This is a genomic window from Candidatus Binataceae bacterium (genome assembly GCA_036495685.1).
Classification (GTDB): Bacteria; Desulfobacterota; Binatia; order Binatales; family Binataceae; genus JAFAHS01.
The window spans coordinates 1-12,975 of record DASXMJ010000199.1 but is presented as its reverse complement, the minus strand read 5'-3'; the positions used below and the strand labels follow the sequence as shown (position 1 = coordinate 12,975).

Below are 12,975 nucleotides of genomic sequence, written 5' to 3'. Positions count from 1 at the left end.
ACCGTTGATCCACGTTGACAAGCCGCAATATGAAGGGGCCAAGCGGTTTCAGAAGCGCGCGTTCGATGTTTGCTTTTCGCTGCTGGCGCTGCTGGCGGCGTCGCCGATCCTGATCGCTTCTGCGGTGGCGATAAAGGTAACTAGTCGGGGCCAGGTCTTTTCTCGTTCCGAACGCATCGGCCTGGACGGTGCGCCGTTCCGGATGATCAAGTTCCGCAGCATGGTTGTCGACGCCGACCGGCGACTGGCGGAGGTGGCCGGCCTCAACGACAGTGTCGGTGGTGTGTTGTTGAAGATCCGCGAAGACCCCAGAGTCACTCGGGTGGGCAGGATTCTGCGTCGGTACAGCATCGATGAACTTCCGCAGTTCATCAACGTACTACGTGGGGACATGAGCGTGGTCGGACCCCGCCCGCCACTGCAGAGCGAAGTCGAAACCTACGACCACCGGATACGTCGCCGGCTGCTGGTGCGTCCCGGCATTACAGGGCTGTGGCAGGTCAGCGGCCGATCCGACCTGTCCTGGGAGGACTCGGCGAGGCTGGACCTGTCTTACGTCGAGAACTGGTCGATGCTAAGCGATTTGGTCATTGCGGCGAAGACCGTCTCGGTGGTTTGCGGTGCGTCGGGGGCGTACTGAGCGCCGGGTTTGGTAGATACAGAGAATCGAGGATTAGGTGCGCTGCCGTCTGTGTGACTCAAACCGACTGCTGAGCGTCTTGGACCTGGGCGCGACTCCACCGTGCGAAAAGTTGCTCACTATCGACGAACTCGACCTTCCCGAACCGACCTTCCCGCTGCACCTGCGGCTGTGCGAGGACTGCCTGCTTCTGCAGATTCCAGCGCTGATCACGCCCGCGGACACGTTCACCGAATACGCTTATTTTTCCTCATTTTCGGACAGCTGGGTGCAACACGCGAAGATTTTCGTCGACGAAACCGCCGAACGGCTCGGGCTCGGAACCGACTCATTTGTCATCGAAGTCGCCAGCAACGACGGCTACCTGCTGCAGCACGTGGTCGCCGCGGACATACCCTGCCTGGGAATCGAGCCTTCGGTAAATGTCGGCGCCGCCGCTCGTGCGCGCGGTGTGCCCACGGAAATCGAATTTCTGGACGAGTGGCTGGCAAGCGGCGTGCGCGCCGAGCACGGGGCAGCAGATCTCGTCATCGCGAACAACGTCTATGCACACATCCCCGATCTGCTGGGTTTCACCCGGTCCCTGCGCGGACTGCTCGCCGACGACGGCTGGCTGAGCATCGAGGTACACCACGCGCTAAACCTGGTCAGCCTGGGCCAGTTTGACACGATCTATCACGAACACTTCCAGTACTACACAGTCCTGTCGGCAATGCGTGCGCTCGCCACTGCCGGTCTGGCCGTTGTCGACGTTGACCTCATACCCACGCACGGTGGGTCCCTTCGCATCTGGGCCCGTCCCGAAAAGGCCGCCGGGGCACCGAGTGAGCGGGTAGCCGAAGTATTGGAGATCGAGGAAGCGGCCGGACTGCATCAGGTGGACGGCTATCTGCAACTACGTCCGCGAACCGAGGCGATCCGCCACGATCTGTTGCGATTCCTGCTCGAGTGCCGGACCGAAGGCAAGCGGGTCGTCGGCTACGGTGCCCCGGGCAAGGGCAACACTCTGCTTAATTACTGCGGGATCCGCAGCGACCTGCTCGAGTACACCGTCGACCGGAATCCGTACAAACATGGCAAATTCACCCCGGGGACACGCATCCCGATTCACGATCCAGCGATGATCGCCAAGGACCGACCGGACGTGGTGCTCGCGCTGCCGTGGAACTTGGAAACCGAGCTGACCGACCAGCTCCGCTACATCGCCGACTGGGGAGGCCAACTCCTCTTTCCACTCCCGACCCTGCACAACGCAGCCATCTTGGAATCCGAAGCCACTGGGAGGCAAACGAAATGAAGGTTGTCCTTTTTTGCGGCGGGTACGGCATGCGGATGCGCAACAGCATTCACGACGACATACCGAAACCGATGCAGATGGTCGGTCCGCGTCCGCTGCTCTGGCATGTGATGCGGTACTACGCCCACTTCGGCCACAAGGACTTCATCCTGTGCCTTGGATACGGTGCGTCCCACATCAAGGACTTCTTTCTGAACTACAAGGAGTCGGCATCCAACGATTTCGTGATGTGCGGCAACCGGATCGACCTACTGAATTCCGATATCAGTGACTGGTCGATCACTTTCGTCGACACCGGCCTGGAATCCCCAATCGGTGAGCGTCTGCGTCGTGTTCGCGGCTACCTCGACGGCGACGAGCATTTCCTGGCCAACTATGCCGACGTGCTCACCGATGCTCCGCTGAATGACATGATCGAGAACTTGTACGCCTCGGGCGCGGCCGTGTCGATGATGGTGGTCCCGCCGCAGCAATCGTTTCACTGCGTCGATGTCAGCGAGGCCGGCGAGGTCAAGGACATCATGCCAGTTTCCGATCTATCGGTGTGGGTTAACGGCGGTTACTTCGTGCTTTCCGAGGAGGTCTTCGACTTCCTGCCTCCCGGCGGAGATCTTGTCGCCGATGCCTGCGGAACATTGGCGGGACAGGGAAGGCTGTTCGGCTACAAGCACACAGGGTTCTGGGCGCCCGCCGACACCTTCAAGGAGCGGGCCGAACTCGACGATGCGTATCACCGCGGCGAGCGTCCATGGATGCTATGGGAGCGCCGTGCCGCTGAGACGAAAGTCGACGCGTTCGCGGCGAGATGATCCAACTTTTTACCGGCGCACTTGGTGAGATCGCGACCGTCGGCGCGCATTGTGACGACATTGCGATCGGCATGGGTGGCACCCTGCTGACTTTGGCCGCGGCCGAGCCGGGACTGCGGGTACGGGGGCTGGTGCTGTCGGGCCGCGGCACCGAACGCGAAGCCGAGGAGTCGGAGGCGCTCGTCGCCCTCTGCACCGGCGCGGACGTCGAGGTGAGCATTCTCGACATTCCGGACGGTCGGGCACCTGCGCATTGGGAACGAATCAAGGATGCCCTCAACGAGTTTCGTAGATCATGCAATCCGCGGGTAGTGTTCGGCCCGCATCGCGGCGACGCTCACCAAGACCATAGGCTGCTCGCTGAGCTCCTGCCCACAGAATTCAGGGACCACCTGATCCTCGGCTACGAGATCCTCAAGTGGGAATCGGACACACCGCAACCCACTCTGTTCCATCCTTTATCGGCCGAGGTAGCCGAGGAGAAGGCCCGCCTTTTGCATAAGCACTACCCGTCCCAGGCGGCGCACGACTGGTTCGACGAGGAAGCGTTCCTCGGCCTGTCTCGGCTGCGCGGCGTGCAGTGCCGTAGCCCCCATGCTGAGGCATTTGTCCTGCAGAAGTCGGTCGTCGCCTTCGGAGGTTTGTGAGATGGGCGGGCACGCCGTCCGGCTGCGCTTCGGTCGAATCGCGACAGAAACCGAACGACGTGGCGGCGGCTGCGGGCCGCTACCAGATCAGAGGCGCTCGAGAACCTTACGCGCGGCGTTCTCACCGCTGATGAACGCCTGGTCCGTCCAGGCGTGATTCCAATCTCCGTAGCGCCCGCAATAGAAAATCCGCTGCTCATCGAGAAAGCCATGAATCGCCTTGACCGCCGCGGCGCGATCCAAGTCGTAGATCACATTTGCATAGCGGTTGATCGAGGTTTCCTGCAGAAGGATCCGGTCCCCTTCGCGGATGAAGCCGCAGCGCCGCAATCCGGCGACCACTTCCGGCACGTAGTCGTTGGGACTTCCCCGCAGCGGTTTGTATTTGTCCGAAAAGTAGATCTCGGCCTGGATGGTGCCGCACCCTGGCGGTGCATTGTGCGGCGAGAACATATGCGGCAGGTTGACGCGGGAGAACACTATGTCCTCATCGTAAAAATAGGTGATCGCCGTTTCGGATAAATCCTCGCGGTCGATTCCGAAATTGAACAGCGCCGCCGTTGTGAACGCGAGGCGCTCCGCCGCCGCGACGATTTCAGCCGGCACTCCGTCAATCATGGGAACCAGATCGGGCAGCGGCACGGAGGAGATCAGTTCGGAATAAGCGGCAACCGTGCCGTTGGCGAAGCGCAACTGTCGCGCTTGCGGGCAGATTCCCACGACTTTGTGATTCAGCCGCACATCGCAGCTTCGGGCAAATGGCTCCAGGTAGGTCATGAAGCCGCCGTGCGATGGGTAGCGAAACGCATCGACGTAATGCGAGCCCGGAACCGGTCCGTCTGTCGCACTGCGCAGCATCTCCTCCCGGCTCGGCCGATACATGCGCGGACCTATCCAATCCGTCACGAGCCGGTCCATTGTCGTCGTGTGATACTTCGTGCCGTAGACGATCGGAAATGTCTCGGCGAAGGTCTTGCCGTATGTCGTGTGCAGCCATTGGGCATAGGTCTGCGTTTTCGGATCTGGCGTCGATTGTGCGGCTGCCAGATCGAAATCGGCAATGATCCGGCGCACCAGATCGGCCGGTAGGCCGCGCAGGTTGGTTTGTACCGGATGTGGAATGCGCAGACCGTGCCAGTAATTGTCGATGGCGAGCGTACGCTCCTCAAAATCACCCGCAACGCTGTTGGCTAGAATGTCCTTGACGTGCTGGTGCTTCGTGAAGGAGATGTGTCCGCCTTCATCGAGAACGAACCCGCCGTCGTAGCGGAACGAACGTGTATGCCCGCCCAGGTAATCGTTCTTGTCGTAGCTCACGAACGGGCGGCGCGCGGCGTCGAGCGTGTAAGCGGCGCCGAACCCTGACATCCCGGTCCCCAGGACCGCTATCAACTTCTCAGACATGTTGTTTCTCTTCCGCCGCGGGCGCGGGATGAGTGTTGTACCAGTTGATCGTGCGCTGCAGACCCTCGCGCAGGGGGACCTGGGATCGAAAGCCGATCTGCGCGAACGCCCGCTCGCGATCGGCCACGCGCACCGGCTCCAGAGGGCGATCGGGGAGCGCCCCGTAAACCGGCCGAATGTTGCCGCCCATCAGGTCGCACAGCGTTTCGACCAGGTCGGCCGTCGTCGTCTGAATTCCCGTGCCCAGGTCGACCGACTGGCCGCCGATGTCCTCGCTGGTCGCCATTTTCATGAAGCCTTCGACGACATCGTCGACGAACACCCAGTCAATTACATGCCGTCCGCTGGAAATCATCGGCGCCTGCCCACGCTGCAGGCAGCGAATGACGTACGGAACAAGTTTGCCCTCGTCCTGCTGCGCCGGCCCATAGACCATGAATACGCGCGCGATCGCGACGGGCAACTGGTAAAGAGCGTGAGACATGCGCGCGTAACTGGCGCTGGCCCATTTTGCGGCGGCATACGGAGAGTTCGGAATGCTTTGGCCGGAACCAGCATCGGGCTCGACGAGCGAACCGGTCGTGATGACGCGCTTGCAGCCCGTCTCCGCCAGCGCGTAAAACAGGTTGACGCTGCTCTGCAGGTTGCTGTGAAACGTCGGTAGAAAGTGCTTAAGGTCAGGCGCACCCCAAACGTGGCTTGCGAGATGGAATACATAGTCGGGCCGTACGCTGTTGATGAGTTTTATGACCGCGGATGAATCCGACATGTCGAGACTCCAGTGGTGCTGCGCCGAAGCGGGGCCATTGGGGCGGCGGCTCACCGAATGGACGACGGCCCCGCTTGCGGCCAGACGCGCGCTGACGGCGCTGCCGATGAATCCCGCTGCGCCGGTCACGAGCGCCGTCGCTTCGTGGAAGGATCCGTTCTCAGGCCGGGTCACGTTCGCTCACCTCTCGCAAGAGTCCGCTCTCCTCGAGCCGGCGCGCACCCTCGTGCAAGGTCCAGAAAGGCATATGCGAGCGCTCGGCGATGTCCAGAAGTGTGTGCAGTCCGTCGGACAAATTCAAAATCCACAGCAGTCCCAGTCGCTCGGCGTCCGCGAACAAGCCGCGCGGCCCGAGCCGTGGCTCGCCCTTGGGCGAGAGATTCAGATACCGACGGTCCTCCTGCAGAATGTGGATCGCCAGCCGTATTAGTCGCCAGGAGTCGCCGAGCCCCTCGGGCCGGACGAGTTCGAGGTCGTCCGCCGAGGTGTGGTACTGCGCGTACTCGGCGTTCGGCGTGCGCATGAAGCCTCCCATCGGCAGATCGAATCCGGGAGAACAGTACTGGCGCTGATCGTAGCCGGTCGGAGCAAAGTCTCGAATGGATGCTTTAGGACTGCTGTGCATGAATACGTGCTCGACGGCGCGATCGATCAGTGCACGCCCACGTCGCGAGCGCACATAGGTAGGCTCACCGGCGTCCCCGCAAACTGCGAGCACGAGTCCGCCGCGTATCGAGGCGGCCAGCTCCTCGTTTCGTGACAGCCACACCAGAGGACCGAGAGTCGCCGGCAAAAATACAAAGCGCACGCCGCACCTGCGATCGCATCCGGCCAAATTCTTCGCCAGCAATGCCGCGACCGCAATTCCGGAAAGATTGTCGTTGCCCAACGAGGGGTGGCATGTGTGAGTCGAAATCAATATCTCGCCGCGCTCACGTCCGGGCAGCAGCAGCTCGCCGTAGCTCAGGCTGCCGGGTGCAATGCGCGCATCGATGCGCACCCGGTACTCCGGTTCATTGAGACTTTCGAGCACGCTATGAGGCGCGCAGAAACCCCACGAGTCCCGGTAGTAAGTGTGCCGGTAGGGAATCCAGTCCGGATGGGCTGGATCGGTATGCAGATGTTTCAGCAGTCCCGCGCGCGAAATCCGCGCATCGATCGGCGCGCTGTTGCCGATCACGTGCAGGTTGCTCGCCTTGAAGTCGATGATCCGGTTGCCGCTGCCATCGAGCACGTACGCATCCGTGATATTCCATTCGTCGGGCACCGTCCAGTCGAAGGCCTGAGTCCCCGAAGGCGCTTCGTTGATCGTAAGCGGGATGATTTCGCGCAATTTACGCAACGTCTGCCGCACGCCTTCCCCGGTCAGGCTGCGGCAGAATGGATAGAGCGCCGCGCACAGCGCGTGCGCCTCGGCTCCAATCCCGGCGCTGAGCTCTCTTGTCGTGACTTCCAAAGAGCCCTCCAGCCGCGGAGTTGCATGCCCGGCCGCCGTTTGTCCCGTTGCGCTCAACACGTGGCGCTCAGACCGGCAGGGCGGCCGAATTGCGCGCTTCGGACCAGCGGAACTCGTCGTCTATCTGCCCCGTATCTGACAGATAGCGCAGCTGCTTCAGGCGCGTGAATGCGCGATAGCCGAATGTATCCGGGCTCATCTCGATTCGCTCGAACAGGGTTCGCAGTTCCTGCGCACCCTGCAGGGCGGACCACTGCGTCTCAAACGTCGGCAGATGCTTGCGGATCTTGTCGAATTTTACCCGGTAGCTGCGATTGTCACCCGTGCTCGATCCCGTCGAGACCTCGCACCCCGGAAACACCGACGCGATGGTCTGCGCTATGTCGCGGATACGGTAGTTCTCTGCGTTCGAACCTACATTGAAGGCCTCGCCGTTGACCGTCGAGGGCGGCGCGCCCAGCGTCAGGCGTATCGCAAGGCAGATATCCTCGACGTGTACTACGGGCCGCCAGGGACTGCCATCGCTCGTCATCGCAATCCGCTTCTTGGTCCAAGCGAGCCCGCACAGATCGTTGATAACGATATCGAATCGCATGCGGGGCGAGGCGCCGTAAGCCGTCGCGTTGCGCAGAAAAGTAGCGCAGAAACTCGAATCGCCCATCGGCTTGACATCCCGTTCCACCATGACCTTGCATTTCGCGTATGCGGTCTGCGGATTGACAGGAGAAGTCTCGTCGAGCCAGTCGCCTACTCCTAGACCGTAGACGCTGCACGAGGATGCGTAGACGAAGCGCGAGACTCCGGCGGCCTTTGCCATTCGCGCGAGGTTGACGGAACCCTCGTGATTGATCCGGTAAGTCACCTCGGGCTTGTTTTCACCCAGCGGATCGTTCGAGAGCTCGGCGAGATGCACCACCGCGTCGAACCCCTCCACGTCATCGGGAACCACACTGCGCAGATCCTTGTTCAACAGCCGCGGGGTTATATAGGGCTGGGGAGTCGGGCTATACAGCCAGCCGTCGCGGTAATAGCCCGTGTCCAGTCCGACCACTTCGTGTCCGTCGGCGATCAGTAGCGGAGCGAGCCGCGTGCCTATATAGCCTTCAGTACCGGTAACCAGGATTTTCATAGAACTTCGACCTTCGGGATTGGGACTACGAAGCGCCGCCCCAGGATCGGATCTGACTCTGTTGCTGCATGACCTCGTCTTTCAAGTTCCAAGGAAGGATCAACAGATAATCGGATTTCGTCGCCGCGATCTGCTCGGGCGCCAGGATCGGGATGCGATCCCCCTGCCAGTAGCTGTCCTCCTATCTGGACAGCCTCATACCGCCCGCAGACAGCGTCAGCAAGGATCTGCTGGATCCGCTCATCTTTGGCGAAGGAAATATGGGGTTCTTCGTCGAAGACGAATCCGCCGGGGAGTTCGTGGCTCGCCGTGTGGCCGCCGATGAAGGCGTTGCGGTCGTATACGACGTACGGCCGGCCAGCAGACTCTAGCCGATGGCCGGCCCCGAACCCGGCGAATCCGGTGCCGACGATGACAATGGGGGCTTCGGTCATCCGCGGGCTCCTGAGTAGAGGGTGTCGGTGGGCTGCGCCGTTGCCGGAAACGCCGTTGCCGGTTCGGCTAGCTTACGAGGTCTCGTGAACTACATCATACATACCGCGAACCCGTTTAGGGCTTCCGCATCATTCTAATAGTATGTATAGTGGGCGGAGATGCGAATGATGGGTTTGCACTGTTGCCGCCGTCATGATCGCCGCGCCCGGACACCACCGCAGCGGCGGTCGCCTTATTTCGCGTCGTTCGGTCCTATTAGGAGAAGCACGTGTCGGTCGTGACCAGGCAGTCCGAGGCCCCGAAGGCCTCGGCTGGCAACTCGCAGGGCATCGGCGCTGCAATGAGCGCCGCAAATGGCGCGGCGGCAGCACCGACGACCGGTGTGGTCCCCGCGGCCGCCGATGGTTCCTCGCCCAAGGTGAGTGTCTGCGTTCCCGTGCACAACGGCGCCGACACCATCGAGCGGAGCATCGATAGCGTATTGGCGCAGACCTATACGGAATTCGAATGTGTTGTGGTGGACAATGATTCGAGCGACGCGACGGTTGAGCGGGTCTTGGGCTACCGGGACCGGCGGATCCGGCTGGTGCGAAATGAAACGAACCTCGGCGGGGTGCGCAACCACAACAAGTGCGTGAGCGTCGCGCGGGGCGAATTGATCCAGTTTGTGCATGCGGATGACTGGCTGCTTCCTCATTGCCTGGAAACGCTGGTCCCTTTGTTCGACGCGAACAATGTGGGGCTGGCGTTTGCGCCGAGACGCGTAGTGAGCGCGGACGAATCCTGGAAGGCGCGCTATGGCCGCCTCGAAGGACCGTTGCGACCGCTGCGCCCCGTCAACAAGGGCTCCGATCTGGTTCGCAGGTACCTCGCCGCCGGCGGAGGCGGGAACCCCATCGGCGAACCGACCTCGGTCATGGTTCGACGGGCGACCTTGATTGAGGTCGGTGGCTTCCGGCCACAGACGCCACTACTCTCGGATATCGATCTGTGGTTAAGGGTCCTCTGTCGATCGGATGCGGCCTTCGTCGAGGACGAACTCACGGTTCGCTGGCACCATGATGCTGGTTCGCAGACCAGCGCATATAAGACGGCGTATCCGCTCGACATCATGTTGGTGCTGACCAGCTTGGTGCAAAGTGAAGCGCTGAGCCCCAGGCTGCGCCTACGCGCCTTCACGCTCTGGTTGAAAGCCGGCGCTCGAATGCCGAAGGTGCTTCTCGAGACCCCCCGCCATTTGCGCGCCCGACGCGCCATGAGTTTCGCGACCCAAGCGGGTTATCTAGCATTGGGGCGGCGCCTTGAGTTCGAGTAAGGCCTCGGTGACTAGCGGTAGCGGCCCCCCCTCGCAGATTCCGTGTCTTGATGACAATCACTACCGACGCGGATGGAAGGTTTACCGACGCAGCGGCGGGATCGACATTGGGGGCACCCACACGAATGGGCAGTCTGCCGTCCGCGGCGTGCAGTCGCTCAAGCTGGGAGCGGCTGCCCAGATACTTCCCCTGATTGCCGGGTCCGGCGTCAATGTGGTCGCCACACCATACGTCGTCAGTCGGCTCGGACTGCACGACTTCGGTATCTGGTCGATCACAGCCGCGATCGCGCAGTGCGCGGCTATGTTCGATTTTGGGGTCTCCCGCGCGGCCAACCGATATGTCGCCCTGTTCCATGCACGCGGGGATATTCAAAGCGAACGTTCCGTCGTCGGTGTTTGCCTTGCCGCGCTGATCGGATTCAGCGGCGTACTGTACGCGGTTCCGCTGCTCATTCCCGGCTTGCTGAACCAGATTCTGCGCACGCGCGATGCAGCGCTAGCCCAGTTCCTTGTTGTGTCCGCGATGACCATGCTGATCTGCGGGCTGCTTGGCAGGGCTCTTGCGGGAGCCTCGAACGGCCGGGGTCGCTTCGTGGCGGCAAACATCGGCGTTGCCGTTCTTGTGGTCGCGCAGGTTGTTGGTGGAGTGGTCGCGCTGGTCGGCAGCCCGACCCTGCGCAGTTTCGCGCTGGGCACCGCCGTGGGATCGGGCGTCGGACTCTGCGCGGTCGTGGCGACTATTCTTTTCGACGAGCACCGGATCGTCATCGGCCGGCCGAAGGCTGCCCTGGCGCGGGAGATCTTGACCTACGGAATCAAGGTGTGGGTGTTCGGCGCCGCCGACATCATGAAGTTCCAATCCGGCAAACTCATCGCCGGTATCGTCATCGGCCCGGCAGCTGCAGGCGTTTACGAATTAGGCAGCCGACTGGTACAGGGAGCCCAGACGTTCGGGGCCGCCGCTTCGGTGGCGCTGACGACCCACCTCACCAGGGCATACGCGCTCGGCGGGAAGGCCGCGATTGTCGCCCAGTATTCTCGCCTGACACGCCGTAACGCGGCGGTCGCCATATCCCTGCCGCTACTTTTGTGCGCCACGTCGTTTAGCGCTGTTCCCCTCTGGCTGGGCGAGCGCCACGACGGCGTCGTGATGGTTCTTGCTGGCCTTGCCCCCGGGGTTGCCGTCAGCGTGTCAACGGGTGTCTGTTCCGCGAGCATGCTCGCGATCGGGCGATCCGGCACCATCGCCGGCGCAGCGATCGCAGCCACCGCCATCGGTGTAGCAGTGGCGCTGCCACTCGCCCAAGCATTTGGATTCAAGGGAATCGTTGCGGGATACGGATGCTGGATCATTGTCAGCGACCTGCTCGGGCTGTGGTTCCTTCAATCCCGAATGGGAATTTCATTGACAGAATATGTACGCGCCATTCGAGGTCCGTTCGCATTGGGGACTGTCGCAACGCTCGCGGCGCTGCCGATAGGTATTATTGCTATGCCGCAAGATCGTGCATCGGCTCTAGTACCTTTCTTGCTCTCCAGCGCCATCTTCTGCGCCATCTACGCAATCCTGGGATGGCAGCTTGATTACCTGCCCCGATTTCGCGGCGGCGGCAAGGACCAATCGCGCGGCGCAGACGAACGACTGACAGAGCCGGCGGCTAACAGAGATGAAACCTCTGAAATCGGAGGTCTACGTCTATGACCACCATTCCTGCTGACGCGCGTCGCGACGCAGGCAGCGCAAGCGCGAACGAGCCGGTTGGTTCGGTTGCGATCATAGGCACACGCGGATACCCCAGCTTCTACGGCGGATTCGAAACCCTGGTACGAAAGCTCGCGCCGTTTCTGGCCGATCGCGGCTGGGACGTTACCGTCTACGGCCGTCCAGGTCGCACAGTCAATTCGCCCCAATACCAACGAGAAAATATCAGAACATTGGCCACCAGGGGCATTGAATCAAAATCGCTGAGCACCTTAACATTCGGCGTGACCTCGATCCTCGATGCGTCGAGGAGAAGGCCGGATGTCGCGTTGGTTATGAACGTCGCCAACGGATACTGGCTTCCAATCCTCCGGCGGCGTCGGATTCCGTCTGTGGTCAACGTGGATGGAATCGAGTGGCAACGGGACAAATGGAGCAGGCTCGGTAAGGCCGTTTTCGAGCGCGGTGCCCAACTCACCGCAAGATTCGGTGACATTCTTATCTCCGACTCGAAGCAGATCGGTGCGTTCTGGGAGGAGAATTTTGGTCGCGGCAGCGTATTCATACCATATGGCGGCGACCTGCCGGACAGAGAACTCGAACCGATAGCAGGACTCAAGAGGGGAGGATATGCGCTGTTGGTCGCCCGCTTTGTGCCGGAGAACACAATCGCTGAATTTCTCGACGCTGCAGAACAGATAGCGCAGCGGTATCCGGTGGTGATTGTCGGATCATCCGGCAGCGGTGGGCCACTTGAAGATCGAGTTCGCTCCCTCTCCGCATCGAATAGGGCCGTCATCTGGCTGGGACACCTCGCGGATGACCGCAAGCTCTACTCGTTATGGCAAAACTGCGGGGCGTATTTCCATGGACACAGTGTAGGAGGTACCAATCCGGCCCTTGTCCAAGCCATGGCATGCGGAGCTCCGACAATTGCGAGGGACACGATATTCAACAGGGAGGTCCTCCAGGACGCGGGCCTATTTGTCGAACCGCATCCGCAGCGCATCGCAAGCGCAGTGGAAACCCTGCTAACCGATGCCTCGCTGCAGGCGTCGCTCAGTTCGCGGGCGCAGGATCGTGCGGGCGAGTTGTACTCATGGGAGGCCGTCTGCGAGGCCTACCGGGCCACAATAAGCTCAGCGATGGCATGCGCTCGGCGCTCCGGCGTCCCGTTGCCACCGAAGATCAGCTAGGCCAGCGGATGACCTGCCATGGGTGAACTGTATATTCCGCTTCCGTCACAGCTGCCCCGAATGACATCGGCACTATGGGTTGCTTGCGTGACGGTCATAGCAATCGCGACCGGGGTCAGCTCCGCCGCGGCGCCACTGTTGGTCGGCCTGGCGGCCGGTGGCTGTGTAGTGGT

The 12,975-nt window shown here is 61.6% G+C and carries 12 protein-coding genes; 7 read left to right on the top strand and 5 right to left on the bottom strand.

Going from position 1 to position 12,975, the window contains the following annotated elements:
- From VGI36_18570 to VGI36_18555, 4 genes are all read left to right on the top strand, one after another.
- A partial coding sequence (locus VGI36_18570) for an exopolysaccharide biosynthesis polyprenyl glycosylphosphotransferase (GenBank protein ID HEY2487152.1) occupies positions 1-640 on the top strand: 640 nt, incomplete at its 5' end.
- A 37-nt stretch (positions 641-677) separates the two neighbouring features.
- Positions 678-1,937 (top strand): class I SAM-dependent methyltransferase, encoded by a 1,260-nt coding sequence (locus VGI36_18565; GenBank protein HEY2487151.1) that lies wholly within the window; start codon positions 678-680, stop codon positions 1,935-1,937.
- Positions 1,934-2,746: a hypothetical protein gene (locus VGI36_18560; GenBank protein HEY2487150.1), complete on the top strand. Its 813-nt coding sequence runs from the start codon at positions 1,934-1,936 to the stop codon at positions 2,744-2,746. Before VGI36_18565 ends, VGI36_18560 begins: the two co-directional genes overlap by 4 nt.
- Complete coding sequence (locus VGI36_18555; protein HEY2487149.1) at positions 2,743-3,393, top strand: PIG-L family deacetylase; 651 nt, start codon at positions 2,743-2,745, stop codon at positions 3,391-3,393. Before VGI36_18560 ends, VGI36_18555 begins: the two co-directional genes overlap by 4 nt.
- 87 nt (positions 3,394-3,480) lie before the next feature.
- Here the strand turns inward: VGI36_18555 and VGI36_18550 are convergent, their stop codons facing one another.
- The 5 genes from VGI36_18550 to VGI36_18530 form a co-directional block, all read right to left on the bottom strand.
- The gene (locus VGI36_18550; GenBank protein HEY2487148.1) at positions 3,481-4,797 is read right to left on the bottom strand and encodes an FAD-dependent oxidoreductase; all 1,317 of its coding nucleotides are present in this window, start codon (positions 4,795-4,797) and stop codon (positions 3,481-3,483) included.
- Positions 4,790-5,740: an SDR family NAD(P)-dependent oxidoreductase gene (locus tag VGI36_18545; GenBank protein HEY2487147.1), complete on the bottom strand. Its 951-nt coding sequence runs from the start codon at positions 5,738-5,740 to the stop codon at positions 4,790-4,792. Before VGI36_18545 ends, VGI36_18550 begins: the two co-directional genes overlap by 8 nt.
- Complete coding sequence (locus VGI36_18540; GenBank protein HEY2487146.1) at positions 5,727-7,022, bottom strand: DUF4910 domain-containing protein; 1,296 nt, start codon at positions 7,020-7,022, stop codon at positions 5,727-5,729. The genes VGI36_18545 and VGI36_18540 overlap by 14 nt, the downstream gene beginning before the upstream one ends.
- A gap of 67 nt (positions 7,023-7,089) precedes the next feature.
- The gene (locus VGI36_18535) at positions 7,090-8,151 is read right to left on the bottom strand and encodes an SDR family oxidoreductase (protein HEY2487145.1); all 1,062 of its coding nucleotides are present in this window, start codon (positions 8,149-8,151) and stop codon (positions 7,090-7,092) included.
- Positions 8,148-8,585: an NAD(P)-binding protein gene (locus VGI36_18530; protein ID HEY2487144.1), complete on the bottom strand. Its 438-nt coding sequence runs from the start codon at positions 8,583-8,585 to the stop codon at positions 8,148-8,150. The genes VGI36_18535 and VGI36_18530 overlap by 4 nt, the downstream gene beginning before the upstream one ends.
- A 269-nt stretch (positions 8,586-8,854) precedes the next feature.
- Between VGI36_18530 and VGI36_18525 the strand changes: the two genes are divergently transcribed.
- Genes VGI36_18525 through VGI36_18515 form a run of 3 tightly spaced genes read left to right on the top strand, consistent with a single transcriptional unit; the run spans position 8,855 to position 12,802 of the window.
- Positions 8,855-9,901 carry a glycosyltransferase family 2 protein gene (locus VGI36_18525; protein ID HEY2487143.1) on the top strand — a complete coding sequence of 349 codons (1,047 nt, stop codon included), beginning with the start codon at positions 8,855-8,857 and terminating at the stop codon, positions 9,899-9,901.
- Positions 9,902-9,908: 7 nt separating this feature from the next.
- Positions 9,909-11,606: a lipopolysaccharide biosynthesis protein gene (locus VGI36_18520; GenBank protein HEY2487142.1), complete on the top strand. Its 1,698-nt coding sequence runs from the start codon at positions 9,909-9,911 to the stop codon at positions 11,604-11,606.
- Positions 11,603-12,802, top strand: coding sequence for a glycosyltransferase (locus tag VGI36_18515; protein ID HEY2487141.1), 1,200 nt, complete (start codon positions 11,603-11,605; stop codon positions 12,800-12,802). Before VGI36_18520 ends, VGI36_18515 begins: the two co-directional genes overlap by 4 nt.
- Positions 12,803-12,975 lie beyond the last annotated feature (173 nt).